This window comes from Bacteroidota bacterium, assembly GCA_020161395.1.
Lineage (GTDB): Bacteria > Bacteroidota > Ignavibacteria > Ignavibacteriales > Ignavibacteriaceae > UTCHB3.
Genome location: JAIUOE010000004.1, coordinates 190,156 through 207,965 on the forward strand (window position 1 = coordinate 190,156; position 17,810 = coordinate 207,965).

At 36.8% G+C, this 17,810-nt stretch carries 13 protein-coding genes; all 13 read right to left on the minus strand.

Annotated features, from left to right (window positions below):
- Positions 1 to 100 precede the first annotated feature (100 nt).
- A complete protein-coding gene (locus LCH52_08175) occupies positions 101 to 3,898 on the minus strand; it encodes an N-6 DNA methylase (GenBank protein MCA0388456.1) in 3,798 nt (1,265 codons plus the stop codon).
- Between the two features lie 97 nt (positions 3,899 to 3,995).
- Positions 3,996 to 4,223 carry a hypothetical protein gene (locus LCH52_08180; protein MCA0388457.1) on the minus strand — a complete coding sequence of 76 codons (228 nt, stop codon included), beginning with the start codon at positions 4,221 to 4,223 and terminating at the stop codon, positions 3,996 to 3,998.
- 64 nt (positions 4,224 to 4,287) lie between these two features.
- Positions 4,288 to 4,575 carry a hypothetical protein gene (locus LCH52_08185; protein ID MCA0388458.1) on the minus strand — a complete coding sequence of 96 codons (288 nt, stop codon included), beginning with the start codon at positions 4,573 to 4,575 and terminating at the stop codon, positions 4,288 to 4,290.
- A complete protein-coding gene (locus LCH52_08190) occupies positions 4,572 to 5,369 on the minus strand; it encodes a hypothetical protein (GenBank protein ID MCA0388459.1) in 798 nt (265 codons plus the stop codon). Before LCH52_08190 ends, LCH52_08185 begins: the two co-directional genes overlap by 4 nt.
- 390 nt (positions 5,370 to 5,759) lie before the next feature.
- Positions 5,760 to 8,939 carry a hypothetical protein gene (locus tag LCH52_08195; GenBank protein ID MCA0388460.1) on the minus strand — a complete coding sequence of 1,060 codons (3,180 nt, stop codon included), beginning with the start codon at positions 8,937 to 8,939 and terminating at the stop codon, positions 5,760 to 5,762.
- A 142-nt stretch (positions 8,940 to 9,081) separates the two neighbouring features.
- Positions 9,082 to 9,402: a hypothetical protein gene (locus tag LCH52_08200; GenBank protein ID MCA0388461.1), complete on the minus strand. Its 321-nt coding sequence runs from the start codon at positions 9,400 to 9,402 to the stop codon at positions 9,082 to 9,084.
- 16 nt (positions 9,403 to 9,418) lie between these two features.
- Entirely contained in the window at positions 9,419 to 11,320 is a 1,902-nt protein-coding gene (locus LCH52_08205) for a hypothetical protein (protein MCA0388462.1), read from the minus strand.
- Positions 11,317 to 11,850: a hypothetical protein gene (locus LCH52_08210; protein MCA0388463.1), complete on the minus strand. Its 534-nt coding sequence runs from the start codon at positions 11,848 to 11,850 to the stop codon at positions 11,317 to 11,319. The genes LCH52_08205 and LCH52_08210 overlap by 4 nt, the downstream gene beginning before the upstream one ends.
- A complete protein-coding gene (locus LCH52_08215) occupies positions 11,847 to 12,986 on the minus strand; it encodes a baseplate J/gp47 family protein (protein ID MCA0388464.1) in 1,140 nt (379 codons plus the stop codon). Before LCH52_08215 ends, LCH52_08210 begins: the two co-directional genes overlap by 4 nt.
- On the minus strand, positions 12,983 to 13,732 hold the full coding sequence (locus tag LCH52_08220) for a LysM peptidoglycan-binding domain-containing protein (protein MCA0388465.1): 750 nt from the start codon (positions 13,730 to 13,732) through the stop codon (positions 12,983 to 12,985). Before LCH52_08220 ends, LCH52_08215 begins: the two co-directional genes overlap by 4 nt.
- Positions 13,733 to 13,744: 12 nt before the next feature.
- The gene (locus LCH52_08225; protein ID MCA0388466.1) at positions 13,745 to 14,506 is read right to left on the minus strand and encodes a hypothetical protein; all 762 of its coding nucleotides are present in this window, start codon (positions 14,504 to 14,506) and stop codon (positions 13,745 to 13,747) included.
- 2 nt (positions 14,507 to 14,508) lie between these two features.
- Positions 14,509 to 15,483, minus strand: a complete 975-nt coding sequence (locus LCH52_08230; protein ID MCA0388467.1) for a hypothetical protein — start codon at positions 15,481 to 15,483, stop codon at positions 14,509 to 14,511.
- Positions 15,483 to 17,789, minus strand: coding sequence for a peptidoglycan recognition protein family protein (locus LCH52_08235; protein ID MCA0388468.1), 2,307 nt, complete (start codon positions 17,787 to 17,789; stop codon positions 15,483 to 15,485). Before LCH52_08235 ends, LCH52_08230 begins: the two co-directional genes overlap by 1 nt.
- Positions 17,790 to 17,810: the final 21 nt, after the last annotated feature.

The window sequence follows — 17,810 nt, forward strand, 5'->3', positions numbered from 1 at the left end:
AAATTACAAAACTCAATGATCGACCCAGTTTAGGTATTTCAATTAATAAACAATCTATTACCTAACGGGTTTAAGCTACTCTGTCTCAGTAACTCACGAATCATTCCAAATACTGTTTCACTATTATATCTATTGCATCAGGAACATTGTTTATTTCTCTGTATAATGAGCCTATTTCATTTTCAATCTTTTCGATATTTGAAACAAATTTTTCTTGTTCTGCTTTTTCTGGTAAAGGAATTAACATATCTTCATAGTAGCTACTCGGGACCCTTCTGTGTCCACTTGCGCCCGTCATCATTCTTGCCGCTTCTTCCCTAACTCTCGGCCTATTAAGCAGAGTAAAAAGATATTTAGGATTTAGTTCATCCTTGACTCTAATTACATGGAATTCAGAACTCCCCATCCCAATCTCGTTGGTTAATCCTCGGGCTAAGGCGCATTTTCCATTTTCCATACATGGGGTGATTTTGGCAATTATTAAATCGTTTTCACGAAAATATTTATAACTACCTCCTTTCAATTCCACAAGAGGCTTATCAACTTTTGTCTCAATTTTACCACTGTTGCTCACTGAAGCCATTTCAATAAAAGAGATAATCGTGCTTTCATCAATATCTTTTAACTCACTTTTTGAAGGGTTTATAAATGCAAAATCAGATATTTTCCTAAAATCATAACCTTTTTCGTACAAAGCGATAACTTGTTCTTCGATTACACTACTAAGTTTTTCAATTTTATCCCGATTTACATTTGCATTTGTCTCAATTTTCTCAATTTGCTTAATTATTTTTTTTTGAATAGAAATAGATGGTAATGGGATAAACAATTTATCGATATCTGAGGCATAAACATGTGGTTGTGCCTGCCCGCGTTGTAGATCATAAATATTTCCCTGCATTACTTTCAGGAAATGAAATATTAATTTTGTCTTTATTACAGTTTCATCTCTGGATTTAACTGTTATACAATCTGAAGCAAATATAGGTTTACTCCAATAATTAACATACCCGGAATAAGCTCCTGACGCGCTAATGGTTACTATGTTTCCTTCCCTGTTTGATTCATTATGATAATAAGCATGTTCTTTCCCACCAGCCACAACCGGGATATCCCCGTTTTTTGTATCCTTTTTTGTAATCGATGTGCCTTTTTTAATGTCTGCTACAGTAGATAACCTGACAAGGCTACCGCTATTCCAGTACTGTACTGCATCAATTTTTTTCTTGATTCCGAGCGAGATAGTCTTCTCTAATGGCAATTTAGTAAAGTCCATAAGTTCATAAGTTTTACACCTATATATATTTTCCGACAATGATGGAGCGATGCTAAAATCTTGGCCGATAAATGTTTTATAAATATAACTATTAACTTTTTCTGGATTCAAGTGATTTTGATCATCATACAACTTTGTTTTGGCTTTCCCCGCATCATCAAAAGACATTTTGATTCCTTCGTGCCTCCGCCGCGAACTAAACTTATAACCGATAAATTCTTCTTCTGCTTCATTAACCCCAATCTTGATAAGAACAGTTTGCTGAGGGTAGACCAAAAAATAATACAGCATCCTTTCTAGTTCACAAATGAATACTTTATCATAAAAAAGTTTGTCCAACTCAGTTTGTTGTTCTGATTCCGATTTCTCCTTGAATACATTTTTTTCTTTGAGCTGTTTTATTTCACTGAGAGAGGCGAACCAAACTTTGTACTCTCTGAAGAGTTCAGAATTCAAAATGTTTGCATTCGGGTTTTTCATGACTAACGAAATGTAATCTGCTAAATTAATTGTACCGAAAGTCGCAGTTACATATTTGCTAAACGCATTTTCAATGCCTGAAATAGTTGATTCTTTTGGAGAGTTAAAAAAAGTTTTAATACCAGTCTCAATTCTTTTCCAATAACTATTTTCCTTCCGTTCCAAAAAGAGAGTGACTGTGGTTACATTAGTGGCCATAAATGTATTGGGACCAAATTCAACAATAGCTTTAAGGTCAAAATATTTAAAGATTATTTCTCTAGCTCGAGTGTAGATCCCCGAATTAGTTAAGATGGAACTGGGTAAGATAATCCCTGCCCATCCACCGGGTTTTAGAAGCTGTTTCATCCGTTCAATAAATAAACACTCTATTTCACTACTCTCATCAGTTAAGAACTCAAAGAGTTCAAAACTCTCAATACCATATTTCAAAGTGTTTTTAAAAGATGAGACCGAATACGGTGGATTAGCAACTAATATATCAAACTGAGCGTTGTCTTTTTCTTCATCGTGACTGACTTCCTTAAGTTTACCCTTATAATCATTACTCTTTTTGAAATTATCTAGACCATCGGCATGCACAACATTAGCCGCTCCATCTCCATTTAGAAAGCAACTCACCTTGGCTGTTTTGACAAGTCGATAATCTGCCTCTATTCCATAGACATAATCACTTGCCCATTCAAATGGATTCGCCTTCCAGCTATTAATCTTTGCACTCACAGAAGGTCTCTGAGTTTGGTGATCAGTCTGGACTATAATCTTCTGCACTTCATCCATTGCTTCTGTTAAGAAGTGTCCACTTCCCGCCGCATAATCTATTATATACGGCAAGAAGTTAATCTCCTCATTGCTTATTTTCTTCTCAATTATTTCTTGAATAGGTATGCTTGATATGATGAATTTTGCTATTGGTACAGGTGTAAAGAACTGTCCGGTTTCTTGCTTTATGCTTGTATTTAATAAGAGTTCAAAGAAATCTCCAAGAAACTGTTGTTTGTGTTGGTATTTGATCTGGAATGGTTGAAGCAACTCAACAACCTCCTTGACAACTACAGCGTTCTCACAAAAAGATTTTTCGTCATACACCTCTTTGAATGCAAATTCGTTATTCTTGTGAAGACGAATCCTGGTAAACATCTCTTTGATTTGTTCTTTCAAATCTGAGTCGAGCGAATCAAGTTTTTCATCTACCTGACGATCGTTATAATCAGTCACGTTCTTGGCCAAAAATTCCCGCATTCCTTTCTTATAGAGGTCTGATAGTCTTTTTTGTAGCTTTATATCCGAATCATCTTCCTTCCATTGGAATTCCAGTTCATCTTCGGATTTTCTATCCTCGTCAACAATTTTACACAAAAACAAATTGAAAATTTTATTAAAAGCGTTTGGTTTATCTGACACAACATTATGTCTAAGAATTTCAGCAAATTGGTTAAATATTCTTCCACTATCATCATGAGTTAGTTCCTTAAGTCTTCCCCTGGTTAAGGCTTTAATCTCAACTTCATACACATTTGCCCAATCGTCGAAAATACCATTATCTTTAAAATTCTTGTTCCAGTGGTCAAATATTTCTTTCTGGTTACTGAGATTACTCCACTCGGGATCTACTGGTACAATGTCATTTATATACTCAAATTGTCCATCTGATAATCGTGAAGAATACAAACATAAGTATTGGGCGCTTTTATCCTGCTGAAAATAAGAAAAGAGTTGAGCCCCATCTTGGAGCATCTTTTTTTTCTCCTTAAGATACTCGCTACCCCATGTTTTGCATTCAATCATTAAGTATGTCTTGCTGTGATCATCCGTAATCAGGATGTCTAATTTCCCTTTTTCTTTTCTTCCCACCGGCCATTTATGTTCTAAAGAAATTCTTTCTGGGGGATAACCTTTTTCTAAAAGTCTGTCAATACATTCCAAGACAACAAAATTTTCACTATTATCAAAATTACAGGTTGTCTGATCTCCTAAATTTATCCTCGAACCATAATTGATCTTCTCTTTTTCAAAGTCTATTTTTACTACATAACCATCATGCCTTTTATAAGATTTATAGTGAATTCCGTTTTGATTTTCTTGTGCTTTGAACCCTAATGCGAGTATAAGCTTTTTTATGTCAACAGTTTCAATTTTCATAGATCGCCAGTTTAAAATTTATATTCAAATGTTAAAAATAATTTGAATCCAATATTCAAAAATCCGAGATACTCTGTCACGCTGTTAGATTTGATTCTTAAGTAATAAGAACCTTTCCAGATAAATATAACACTTGCTTTAATCCTTTGGAAAAAGTTTCCCAAGTGATGTTTTGCAATGAATTCAGATCATCTTTTTGTACTCCATCCAGCGCCAAAATATTGTCATATCCTTCTATTAATTTTCGGGTTAAAATCCTGATCCGAGTGTTTCTTGGTAACAGAATTTCTTGTTCATCTGGGTTAATTGCTTCATCCACTTCCATCCAAACAAAACTACACCCACTCGGGATTTTTAATTTGAGAAAGATTGGTATCTCTTCTTCGAAGTTAGGTGGCGAGAAATTTACAAGCTACCTTTTGAGATATGGATGTTGATGAATAAGCTACGAAATCAACTTCGCATCCAACACGATACTCATTAGGTGTTGAACTCGCGAAACTACGATACACAGTAATTTCTCGGTCGAAAGAATTTTTATTAATCGCTGAATCCAGATGGTGCACTAATTGAGTCTCTTTTTCATCAAGTTCCTTACCAGCTCGAAGTTTGAGATTTAGACACATCCAAGCATTATCCTTATAACATTTTAATGCTTTTTCCTCTTCCTCTTTCATTTTAGAGCCTTTAGATAGTTTATAAAAGCTGAGCAGATGATTAAAAAGTATTTAGCATGATGAAAATCGATATTTATCCTTTCACCCTCCCGAGCTGCATGCCTGATCCCGTAATTGTCAGAGGTGTAGCCATACATTTTAGACCATGCTTCCTTAAAAGGGGTGGGAAAATCTGAGGAATCTCCCAATAATTTGATCAATTCACCCAGTGTTCCTTTGTCTTTTTTAAGTACAATTCTCAACATTGCTTCAACTGCACTGATAGACTCTTTAATACAATTAACATAATCCGGGTTTACGCGATCACTAAACAACGCAATAGCTTTATTAAAGTGCAATTCAACAGTTGCATTCTCATTCTCGATGGTCTCTTGAATTGAATCTATCTCTGTTTGGTTTGTAATTGGTATAAATTGTCCATTCACAAAGTTGAAACCAATATTATTTTTAATTAAAACGGCTTTTATGAGATCAGAGAATGTCTTTTGATCGATGCATCCGAATCGTGGAAGCAATTTGTACAACCATTCGATAAGATCGAAAATTGAATACCATTCGGTTTCAAAAAACCATTTTTCATAAAAGTTACTAAACCCATAATCTGAATAATTAATCTCGTGAAAAAAGTAATTCCATGCAGCTTTTCGATGAAGATCATAATTTGTTTCGATGTCGTTTCCGAAAAATACTGGTTCTGCAATATTATAAAACATATTGCGTGACCTTTTATCAAGAGAATTAAATTGGAAGACTGGTTCAAGGATTAGATTATTTCTTTCACTAAAGAGAGACATTTTGGCCATGTATTTATTAAATTATTGCAACAAATATAAAATTAAATTAGAAATATATTCTCATATAGAACTAATTTATTTATAACGATTGATTTTAATTAGACCAAGGTTCGTATTTAAAATCTTATATCGTTGCAATATCAATTTTTTGAGGCAATTAATATATTTGTAATACTATCTCTCGTACAGAGTATAGCAGTTTTCCCTCGTAAAGTTTTAAGGATGACTTACATAATGTCTGGAAGCTATTAAATTACCTACTCCCCTTCTACAATGGAATAACACCGGTTTTTGTACATGCCAGGCTGATCAGATAGGAATCCTCATTCCACAGTGCATATTCTTCCGATGATACTTCGAACTCTCTTTTGATATTTCTAATGGTGCTCCTTATATTAATTTTAACACGGCATATCCGTAGTTATTTGTTACAGTAACAATCACTCCATCAGAAGTGACAAGTTCATCAGTCACCAAAGTTAAGTCGCTGTTTTTTTCAACTAAAGTGATTGCTTTCCCAGTCAAAAATGACGGTAATTGAATTTTAAGATTTGTTACATTCTGATGTATGTCGATATACACCATGTCGTTATTTCCTACTTTATGGTGATATACGCAAGTAGTGTTCGGATAAAGCTGAGGGTCAAAATACTGCCGATATGCGATAACCTGAAACACTGTCCCGGCAGAAATATTTCCTAAATTGTCAATGCAGTGAGGATATGATTTACTACTGGTGTGGATATTCCATTGATTTGCGTTATTTGCATCTCTGCTCGCACTTTTGCCATGTCCGTAAACTATATTATATCCATGAGCATAACCAACTCTCTTTGTTCCATCGTTATCACCCAAAAACTCAATTAATCTATCAGGTGGATTTGATGCAGATTCCAGATAGGTATCTGTATAGTTTAATGGTACTGATGGATTAGATGTGAAATCAATAATTGCTTTAAGATCGTAACCATTGTTTGTTAAGACTTTCGGCATATAAGCAAAAACCTTATCATAACTACCTTTGGTCATTTTTGCACTTTGAATGAATCCCATATAACCCAAATTAAGCGGTCTTAGTATTTCGGCTGTGTAATTCACTACCGTGCTTCCATAATTGCCAAATCTGTAGGTTATTTTGTTTCTTACCCATGCAGAACCATTTGACCAATTAACGGGATAGCTAATAATGATTGTCGAAGGGTCAACCATATCGTACAAATCAACAATATCAAAGAAATCTGCATAACCAACTACTCCATCAGTTAAATCATATTTACCATCAAGAAGATACTTTTTATCTCTATTTAGAGTGATTGGCTCAGCTTGTAAGAGTTCCTGTGCAGTGATAGTAACTGTACTGGTATTAGTTGCCCCGGAAACATGAGTAAGCGTTGAACCTGTGATGCTTGATGTTGCCGTCCATGGAGAACCAGATGTCTTGCATGAAAAATGCAGAGAGGTCGAATTGATAATATCTGCTAAATACCACTGTCTTACTCCATCTGTCCATAACGAACCAACATCAGCGGTTGTTTTATCATGACTTGCTACAGTCACTTTTGCTGTATTAAATCCGTGATTCGCACCGATATATCCAGTGTTTTGAGTATACCACGGACAAATATCATCACCGGCACTGTGTATTATTGTCCCGGCTGTATAAGCTGTCGTGGTGTCTGCTGCTGCCTTGTCGATTAGGTAAGTATTTTGTATGCCAATATTTTCATTTGTACCGGCTCCGTTTATTCCATACTGGATAACCACATCTTTTGTTTCGTTGAAGTGTGACCGCACATAAATGTTTGTTCCTGATTTAAGTACTCTTATCTTATTTTTAGTGGGGGTAACCGTAGTTATGGTCGAGATTTTAGAATCTACATATTCCTTAGTGATTATGTTGCTCTGTGATACTCCGCCTCCGACTTCTTTGTAAACCATGTAACCGTTCATATACTCGGCTGCTTCATCTAAAAGCAGAATCAGATTAAACAGTGTATATGGATTTGCGTTCATTACACTACCGCCTGACATTTCCCAATAAAATGAAGATGTACTTATTGTTCCTGAGTTAATAACGGTATCAAAAATAAGGAATACCCAGTTAGTTGACTCACCTCCACAATAAACTGTAGTTGTTGACGAAATACCTCCGTTAGTAATACTGCTTGATTTTTTGTAATTTTTTGGTGTGTTAAGAAAACCAAGCATATCTACTTTCAGTAGTTTCTCTCCATGAATCGAGTTATTCAGGAATATCCAAAATCTTATATAGTCAGTCCCGCCATCTGGTAGTGCATTTGCCAAAGCTAACAGTGAACTTTTCTCAAACCAAGCTCCAAACTTTATTCGTTTAGTGTTCTCCGGGAAACCGATATTTTGCCTTACCCACCAATCATTACCCCCTGTTCTGGATGTAAATGTTCGCTTATAAAGACCGTAAGATGAGGGAATTATTTCTCCTGTGGTTTCAAGTGTACTTGTCATAGTACCATAAGAGGGATCCCAAAGGCTGGTTGAATTTTGTCCGTTGAGATAGTTCAGATAGTTTCCTGACTTCTCAATATAACTCCGCTGTTTAAAAGTTATCCCTTGATTAGAGTAAGATTCTATCGGGTAACTAACCGCTGTGTTTACTACTGATTTAATTTGGTCAATTTCACCTTTACTGACAAGATTAAACTCCGGTATTGCTGAAGTTCCATCTTTATAGACTCCCCACGGGATAATGAATTTTTCATTTTTAAGCATTGTGAAATTCAAAAATTCCCATGGATTAGTAAGGAGTGTTTCTGGTGTGTTATTCCATAAGAGATAAAACTTCCAATTAACTGGGGTGCCTGAAAAGTTACTTGTTTTAAAGGCAAAATATACCCAGTCGTCTTGGTGAGCAAGTACTCTAAATGTCAATGTGTTTTGCCAGCCAGTTACCTGTGATTTACTTTTAAAGAATAACTTCTTATCGAGAATATCTTGCAACTCCTGTTTGCTGAAAGTCATTGGGTTAGTGGTATTAAACCAGTAGGAAAACACTTCAACTGTTGTAACAAGCGCATTTATATATGCTTGCAACTTCGTTTTGTTTAACCAGAAACCAGTAATTATTGAAGTGACTCCTGAACCGGATTGCTCGGGTAAGTAGAAATAGGTGCTGCCTGCATTTGTTGTTGCCTGTACTTGAAATGTTTTTGCAAGATAGGTTGAGGGGATAATACCCGAAGCGTTATCAGGATTTGTAAAAGTAACATTAGCTTTAGTCATAGAAGCCCCAAAGCTACTGTTCCCGTTATTAGCTAACATATTCCTTGCAGTGTAGTATGACTGAAGGGCAATTCCGAGATTGGTGTCTTGAGTGGCTTTATCACCAAGTCTGTTATCTCCAATGGTATTATCTTTAAGTGATAAAGTACCATCGGCATTTGGTGTTAAATCCCATCCTGCAATTTCTCCACTAATCTGTTTAATCGTTATCTTTTTTGTTTCATCTGCGCTCGTATCTTCAATAGGCAAATAATCGTTTTGCTTATCTATTGTAGTAATCGCATTTAAATTCTTTACTCTAACATCTGCCATTGTTCTACCTATATATGCTTTCTAAATACAATGTTATCACCGTTGTGAGTTACTAGTTTATTGTTGTCGTGCGTGATCCCGAGCATTATCACTATATAACGGGTAAACCGGTACCACAAGAAAAATCTACCATTTGACATAGCTACAACTCTCTAAATATTACAGTTATGGATTTACCCGTAAGACTACCTGAAGCAATCATTTGGACATGTGTAATCCCTGCAAAATAAGGGAGATCGAGAGCAATCGTTCGTCCAGCAGCAAGTACAACTGTAATAATTCCATCAGTCATGTTGGCAAGTGGAAATAAATTATTGGGATCAACACCACACTTAAAAGTGAGTGTTTTACTATTGAAAGCTGCATCGTTTGGAACTATCAAAGCCGCAATGGTTTTAGCATTAACATAAAGCTTTTCGCTATCAGTACCTGCAAACTTCAGTACTTTTGTTTCTTTATTCATTTTTCAAATTCCTCATTTACCATGTTGTTAAAGCTGTTCTTTTCCATGTATTTATTGCAGTACACACATACAAATACCCACTATCGAACCTAATCTCTCCGGGTAAACCATCTGCTCCTGCAGTTGCCGGCGCTGCTTTATCAGGATGAAGCCTTAGTTTTCCTGATGGTGCCGGCATAATTTCACCGGTGGCATTAATTGTATTTGTTTGGATATCCGCAGCGAAAATTCGAGTACTGGCACGAATTATTGGACAGCTTAAGTCACCATACCTTTTGATGGTGATATAACTTCCAAATCTTAATTCTGTATCGGTTGCGGGGGTTCCACCACTTGGGATGGTGATCGAAAATAAAGTATCAGCATTCTTCTTCACGAGAAGTTCAGCTCCACCCTCGATGTCGATAACCCGGGTATTTACGGAATTTGTCCCATAAATCGTTCCTGCCTCTAGAGACTGGAAGAACCCTTGCCCACTCCTGTTTATCTTCACACTACTTCCAAATCGAATTTCACTCAATGTAGATGGATCGCCTGAAGCAGGTATATAAATTTGAAATAATGTTACTCCATTACGAGTAAACTTTAAATTTCCGTAACTCAGGGCGCTATTCTGAACCTCAAGTTCAATATCTCTTTGTCCATCTCCTGCAGAGCCTGTTGATCCACCATTTACAATAAGTGCAAGTTTCTTACCGGATTCATTATAATGAAGTGCTCCGAAGTTAAATTCACCGGTTCCATTACTGCCACTGTTTTTTCCTAACAAAACTAATCCGTCTTTGCTCCTAAATGCCCCTTGCGTTTCAATTATTTCTCTATCGAAGAGGGCGGATCCGGGTGTACTTGACTGTGTGTTGAAATACTTTAGGTATTGCCCGCCAATCTTAAGACCATTTGAATCAATAATCACACTATTTCTGGTAAATACCGGTGCCCCCGTATTCGCGGAGAAAACACCTTTAGCAGGGTCAAAAGTTACTTGGGTGAACTCAATGTTTGACTTCGATGTAAACTTAAAGCCAACTGGTACCCCGTCATTATTGGTGATAAAACAAGTGCTAAAATCAGCAGAATGACTTTCAGGGAAATAATCCATTTGCCCGGGATTAACTATAATGGAATTACTTGTCTGGTTCACCGGATTGACAGTTGTTGAGGTATGAGAAATAAAATCAACTTGCTTATTGTTGATCAAGGATAGTACATACTTGTGTCGGAGATCCTGAACATCATAAATGATGTTTGAAGTTATTACAACTTTAGCCAGGACAACTTCATATTCTGCGATTGCCCCGGTTTTAAGAATTATTTCGTATGAGTCCAGTTCGTAAATGAGGTTGTCTGCCTCTGCTAACGGAGATGTTCCGGCAAACCATCCGCCGACTTTATACTTTACATCGGAAGCGTTTGGCTGGTCAAATGATTCGACTATACCAAGGTTTTCATCATCGGCAACTGACCCAACTGTATAAAAACTACTTCCGATTCTAATTCTTCTGTTGGCTGATAAAGTTTTTGTAAACTTGGTCTTAACTCCTGTGACGGCAGTTGATCCATTGGATACTGATACTGTACCCTCCTCGAAATTTGTTGCCTTATATCGCAAAACAACTGAATAGTTACCATCAGTCGATCCGGTGTTGATTATTTGATTTGCAGGAAGCTTCACGAACCTCGGGATTTTGTCAATATCAGGGACTAATGCGGTGCCAGTCAGCACACGAATCTCATTATCTGAATAATGCTCCACTTTCCAATCTGAGGTAAGCACATGGTTACTATTATATGTGTTAATTAATCCATAAGTCTTAATCAGGGGTTTGATTGCCTCAAGCGCAGATGAGGATATTAATTCTTGTGTCCTGCTTAATTCAAGACTTCCAATTCTGCAAGAACTTTTAAATAGTGTTTTCATTTAAATATAACCGTTGTATCTGATGGAACAATGCTTGTTTGAATGAGGTTTTTTTCAACATCTGTTAATGGTACTATCCCATCACCTGAATCGATAACAATGAGTTTATGGAGATCAAGGAAATAATATTCATCCGTGTAATAAGTCCAATCAAGTACGATACCAAAGAGATCATTGCCAGGAGGGGTGATATTCTCCCAGCCACAAAATTCTTCATTATGAAGACTCTCAAGATCGCTTAAGATTGTATCCTCGCTCCCTCTACTCCTCAAAATCGTAAAAATATTTTCGAGTCTTGAATTGATCAAACCTTCATCGATTAACTCACCACCAATGAAATTTCCATATTCAGAGCAAGTGAGAAGTAATCCTCTCCCCGTGAATGGAGCATTTACGAGATTATCGGATTCATCATAGAGTTTTTTCAATTCCTTCGCTACGGATAAAAAGATGGCATCTAATGTTCCATTTTCATCAATAAATGCAGGAAGATATTTTTTTAACTGTGCCCGAATCTGAAGTTCTGTCATAGTGAGGAGTACTCCTGCTCTATCCCAAGTTCTGTAACAGTACCATCGTTGATGGTTAATTTTATAAATCTCGGTACCTCTGTGTCTAAGAGTGCGATATTTTGTTGCCCCTGATTAATAAAAAACAGACTTTCTCTCATTTCAGTAATACCATCGACTGCCAGTATTCTACGATAAAGATCAAAATAGTTTAGAGTACATCCAAAATCAAAGATTCCCTCGATAAAGTTTGAAATTACTTTTGAAGAGTCGGAATATATTTTCCCACGGCTAACTCTTTGATCTCTTTTATAGTGAAAACTGATCTCGATTGCTTTAATTGTAGCATTTGTGCAAGTAATTGGATTAAGAGCTCTTTGGTTTGAGTATATATTATTCGCTATTGCTGTAAGTTCAGGTGAGGTATAAGTTCCAAATGAGTTTTTAACAAGATAAATTTTTGTTCCCAGGTTCAGAGGATTATGTTTTGCTAAAGCTTTATACACAGTCGGATTACTATATTTGGCAAGAGTCTCATAAAACTTTTGTGTATTTAAATTAAGAACTGAAAACTGTTCTAATATCCGGGCTCGAAAATCTTCATCACTTTCAATCTCACTTCCGCCAATGCTCGGTAAAATGTTCGTGACACTCGTAACACCAATTATAGTAGATTCAAGTTTGTTTAATAAGCCATTTTCAATCGAAGATTTTCTCCCTTCTTCCATGCTTTCAGCAAGCACACTATCACCAATTGAAGAACTTGCAAGCGGACGGGTTATTGAATCGTTCTTACCGAGTTTGATTGTGTATTTAGTCTGATACCGAATACTCCCGGTAGAATCAGTAACTATTGTTCCGGCAGGAATTACAGTTTCGTCAATACCTGAAAAATTAAGTACTGTACTACTTCCTGTTAGACCTTTTCTTACCAGTCCAAATTTACCGGCAAGTAAATCAAGATCGCTTCCTGATGCTGTTAATACATGAGATTGCCTTTTAGCTTGATAAATATCCTGCCAAATTTCGCTCACTGCATAACTGATTGCATGCAGAAATCCCCTTGCGACTGAATCACGACCAAAGTATGTTACTTTGTCCTGTGAGCTCGCAAAATCCGCAATCAGATCACTTAATATTTGTTCTTGAGTCTTCATACTATCGTTTCAACTTCTGCATCTATTAGTACCTCATTTCCTTTTCTGTCAACCTTAATGCTTTTTATCGCACTGATTCGTGGGTCACTGTTAAGGGCATTTGACACCTCTGTCAAAATCAAGTTATCAGCCAGATCCTCCGGGAAATTACCATCCTCCCCGAAAGAGATCCCGAAACTGTTAAGCAGTGGATAATCACCTCTCTTAGTAAGAGTGATATTTGCGACACCTTGTTTTATGGTTTCTCTCGGCGAAAGAACTTCAAAATCACCGCTTGCTCCGGGTGAAAAGCTATTATTTAAATCTCTTCCTAATAATTCTTCTCCCGTATGTTCAGTAAACACAGGAATATCAAATCTTTGATAGATATTCTCTGCCTTTACCTCTATCAATAATTCAATCCCCGGATTTAGGTCAGTAACTTTGAGATTATTTATCTGAAGTAATTCTTCCGCTTCAATTCCATATTTTTTCGATATTGAAAATATTGTTTCGTGAGCGTTAATAATGTGTCGTATTTTTCGTTTTTCACCTTTTTGGGTGCGAATTATTTCTTCAAACTGTTCTTTTGTCAATCCGAGGAATTTATAAGCTTTTAGTTGCCTAAGTAAAATTCTTCTTGTTAACTCCGTAACCAAATTCAGGCTTGAATAGTCTGCGATATCGTATTCACTTTTATCGCTTAAATTTATTTTACTTTTATTAAGAGAATCAAGACTTTCTGAAATACTTACAAAATAATTCATGTGTCTCTCCGATCAAAAGATTAAGTTGACAGGATTGTCAGTTTTTGCAATGTTGCCAATACATCCTGCCACATTCGTAATTGTTCGTTTGGCATCCTTCGCAACATCAGCGCACTCCTTGAGAGCTGTTGCATGTGTAAATACATCCGTCACGCCTTCAGGGATAGTAAACGATAAGTTAGCAAGCAGATCATCGTAAGTTCCTCCGGGTAGATAAGTAGCTTTTAACCAATTTAATAATTTGTCACTACTTGTTACAGGAGTTAAAAGTTCACCGACAATTGTAAAATCCAGCGAGTATCTCGGCATAATCGAATGTGATCGGGCATTACCGGTTAAACTAAAACTGTCAATATCAATCGATCCGTATTTCTGAAAATTAAAATCGTAATAGTTCAAGAAGTACATTGAATCATCAGGATTTATCAACTTGCTAAGAGTTACTACATTATCCCGAAAATATTTAAGTCTCTCAAAACCTGACATATAAGTACCGGCAATAAGGCGTCGATCTTCTCCAAAATAACCATTAAGATTACATTTCTCCGGCTGTAAAGAATATTTTGTAATGCTTATCAAGTCTGTAGTTTGAATGCGATAATTTCGACTCATCAACTGATAACTGATACCTTCCGGCATTACTCCGAGATACACGACATCTTCTTGAGAAAATGCGTCAGGTGCATCAGGATTTTTTATGTACAATTTCGTGTTGATTCGAATCATTTCGAACACGATATAATTTTTGCGAGGGGGATAAAATTTCTGCTTCATGGTTATATCGTCTTCATAAAGTCATTGATACGAACAATGATGGCGGAAAGTTTGGTTTTACTCGCAGGTTCGAGTCCTGTTGTCGGTCCCTGGGGATGGGTGAATGTCAACTCTCCTATTGTTTTTGTCAGATCACTCAACAATTTTCTCAAGGATTCTTTTTCCTCGCTCTCATTTTCAGTCGGGATGGTTCGGATATTGAAAATATTCGTTTCTACGGTAACTCCTGCATCACTCACTTTCAGAAGATTATCAGATTTTAATTTTATTGTTACACCATCTTCTCGGACACTGATTCTATGCTCCTTGCTTCTTAATTCCAAACCTTCAGGATTACACAATACTTGATTACCGAAACAGTCTCCAATTGAAAAATAATCTCGCCCGGCAACTATTTCAGAAATAAGCTTACCCGATTTATCAATTTTCTTAACTGAGATATCACCGTTTGCGGAAAGGTCAAAATAGCCTGATGCCGGATGTTTTCCTTTTAAATTAATTCTCATGCCGACAGAATCGTTTGTGCTTTCCACGCTGTTCAGAATCATTTCAAATTGACCCTCAGAAGTTTCGCGAAGCACAAATAAACGGTTGGAATTATTCCTCTGAAAAACAAATTCGGTTAAATCTTTCATTGTGGGTTCGGATTGTAAAAATTTGGAACTATGCGGGCTGATGAGATTTGAAAGACTTCCTAAAATGATTATCGCCTTCGAGGCACTATCGACCTTGATTGCAATTAGTTGATCACCGCTATTAATCACTTTCATTTCATCATACACTCGAATTCCGGGAAAATTCTTAATCCCCTCACTTTCATTCCAATTACTGACCAAAAACATGATCTTCGAATAATCATATACTGTACCGCTGTTATCCTCAAAATAAAGAGTTCCGGTTTCAGTTACTAATTTCAGAAATCCAAAAACGAACTTTGATTCTGTTTGAATCGATTTAAAATCGTTACTTATTTCCATTAATTATCCTTCAGATATTGTGCTAATTCAACGAGCGGAAATGCAGGTGATACATTATGTTTGTTCCTATCAAAATTGTGGTGACTCACGATCCCTTTAAAGCCTATATAACTTGCGGACAGACTAAAATCTGTAATCACTCTTTTGGGGATGTTGAACTTATTGCAAAGTCTTAACACTTCCTGAAAAGTTGTATTAATCTGTGCCTCTGTGTATGCTGCGAAATACCGACTTCCTCTATACTCAACTTTATTATCGAAAACTTGTCCTGTGTAGACAGTGCTTATTGTCTTGCCATCGACCGAAGTGTAATATATCCCATTTTTAAGTATCAGTGCTCCCCAGTTCTCAAGTTCAATGCCTATGCTATATCGGTCTTGAAATCCTCCCTGTGATGAATGATATGCCCACTGTTGAAAGTCCGGGATAGTTTGAACAACATTCCCATCTTTGCCTATTATCATGTGAGCTGCGATTTTAATTTTCTTCTCTTTTTCGAGATCGGTTTCTCTATTCCACTCTGCAATAGCCCCCTCAATCCCATCTGCGCCCGTATGATGCAAAACAATCTGATTCTTAAAATAAGTGTCCTGATAGAATGCACTCTTTTCGATTGGGCGATTGATCGATTTGTATTTGCTAAATTGCCTTTTCTTATCCTCTTTAATGTCTGTATCAGAAGCTATATCATCTGTCGCATGTTGATTAATTTCATCTTGCGTTTTTGTTTCTGACTTTCTATAGTATGGCAAAGTATCAAATTTCGTTTTCCAGATATACTCGAAGTATTTATAGATCATGTCGCTGGCGTCATTGTCAGTAATGACAGGGATCCCGCGAATTAAACCAAGATTGGTTTGAAACTCACTCCCCACACTCCAAGTGTGTTGAATCGACTGAATGTAATATTCCATCCCTCTCCCGGAAAAGGGTTTTAGCCCATCGACTGTATCTATCACATAGAAATACTCTTTATCTGCGATTTGAAGTCGGGTTCCGAGCTTGATTGTTTCATCTCCGGGGACGATTATCTGCCCGTTCTCAAGATATGGGAAACCATACCACTCAAGCCCCTTTTCTCTTTTTGTCATTAATGATTCGTGTGCCCGCGCTAATGCCCCCGGCTCAATGGCTCCTATAGATTCTTTTTTCTTTCTGGCGTCATCATATTCTTGGTGCTCTCTGCCAAAATTCATTGGGTTCCGTGAAGTAAGTTTTAACTCTCGAAGTCCAAATTCCATCAACCCTTCACCGTTGATTATCGGGGGTGAGTAACCAAAAAGTGAAAGATCACTCCCCTGTGGTGCCAAAATGCTGTTGTTATACTCAAGCGTGAAATAATTGAAATACTCTTTATCGGTAATCGAAAAATTCAATTGTCGAATATCCCTGGTTGAGGTGACAAGGGAAATTGGCAGATCATCAAAATATAGCCACTCATCAGAGTTCGCTTTTAGCCCCTTACTGTCAAGTTCTTTCTGTCTCAGTCTATCAATTTTTTTGTAAGAGTACGGAATTGGTCTGATAATAAGTTTATCGACTGTTCTCGATGTACCGTCGTCCGTCTTATAAGAATCGATTTCCGTAAACATCTCGTAGAATCTTGAATCTATACACTGTTCCAGATAATTCCACAAATTCCCCGTATAAATGCTTAACTCGGGTCCGAATAAAAATTCGTTTTTCAAGACTCTGACACTCGATATTTTTTCTGCATTACCTCGAAAATCAAGTATATCACCGATTTGCACTTTACGGGCTTGCCCTGCATCATTGTAGACAAGGAATTTTCTTTGTCTTATTCCATTCTGAAGGATCCATTGAATTGCTTTGTCAGGGGTGTTAAGAAATACACTCTTTCCATCTTTATCCAATCCCCTGCTAAATTTCATAAAATCATATCCGTCCTGACCAAACCACTCTTTAATCATCGCTTCATGTTCTTTGCCCGTGAATGATGCAAGGATTTGACTACCAACTATGCTTTCAGAGATTAAAGTTTTTCCTAAAATACTGCTCGCACTAATTGTTAAAGCTTGCGATGGTTGAGCTGAATTTTGGTTGATGCTTTCCTTCGGAATGTCGATTAAACCGATAAATGTATACTCGGAGTTTAACCGGTTTAGCTTAACCCAAATCAATTGATACGGTCGCATCAATCTCATCACGAGTGATTTCCACATAACATTGTTTAATATCGTATCCCGTGTGGTTTCCCCCGGAGCCGGTGCCAATTGTATCGAGCAGCTTGAAATATTTCTTCCAATTGCCTTATTGATTGAAATCGATTGAACAAATCGACTCATATCGAAATAATTATGGTCAGT

Excerpts from the sequence above, each read along its gene's own strand:
- LCH52_08220 (MCA0388465.1), bottom strand. The coding sequence starts at position 13,732 with ATGAATTATTTTGTAAGTATTTCAGAAAGTCTTGATTCTCTTAATAAA.
- LCH52_08235 (MCA0388468.1), bottom strand. The coding sequence starts at position 17,789 with ATGAGTCGATTTGTTCAATCGATTTCAATCAATAAGGCAATTGGAAGA.
- LCH52_08225 (MCA0388466.1), bottom strand. The coding sequence starts at position 14,506 with ATGAAGCAGAAATTTTATCCCCCTCGCAAAAATTATATCGTGTTCGAA.
- LCH52_08200 (MCA0388461.1), bottom strand. The coding sequence starts at position 9,402 with ATGAATAAAGAAACAAAAGTACTGAAGTTTGCAGGTACTGATAGCGAA.
- LCH52_08215 (MCA0388464.1), bottom strand. The coding sequence starts at position 12,986 with ATGAAGACTCAAGAACAAATATTAAGTGATCTGATTGCGGATTTTGCG.
- LCH52_08205 (MCA0388462.1), bottom strand. The coding sequence starts at position 11,320 with ATGAAAACACTATTTAAAAGTTCTTGCAGAATTGGAAGTCTTGAATTA.
- LCH52_08195 (MCA0388460.1), bottom strand. The coding sequence starts at position 8,939 with ATGGCAGATGTTAGAGTAAAGAATTTAAATGCGATTACTACAATAGAT.
- LCH52_08175 (MCA0388456.1), bottom strand. The coding sequence starts at position 3,898 with ATGAAAATTGAAACTGTTGACATAAAAAAGCTTATACTCGCATTAGGG.
- LCH52_08180 (MCA0388457.1), bottom strand. The coding sequence starts at position 4,223 with ATGGAAGTGGATGAAGCAATTAACCCAGATGAACAAGAAATTCTGTTA.
- LCH52_08185 (MCA0388458.1), bottom strand. The coding sequence starts at position 4,575 with ATGAAAGAGGAAGAGGAAAAAGCATTAAAATGTTATAAGGATAATGCT.
- LCH52_08230 (MCA0388467.1), bottom strand. The coding sequence starts at position 15,483 with ATGGAAATAAGTAACGATTTTAAATCGATTCAAACAGAATCAAAGTTC.
- LCH52_08210 (MCA0388463.1), bottom strand. The coding sequence starts at position 11,850 with ATGACAGAACTTCAGATTCGGGCACAGTTAAAAAAATATCTTCCTGCA.
- LCH52_08190 (MCA0388459.1), bottom strand. The coding sequence starts at position 5,369 with ATGTCTCTCTTTAGTGAAAGAAATAATCTAATCCTTGAACCAGTCTTC.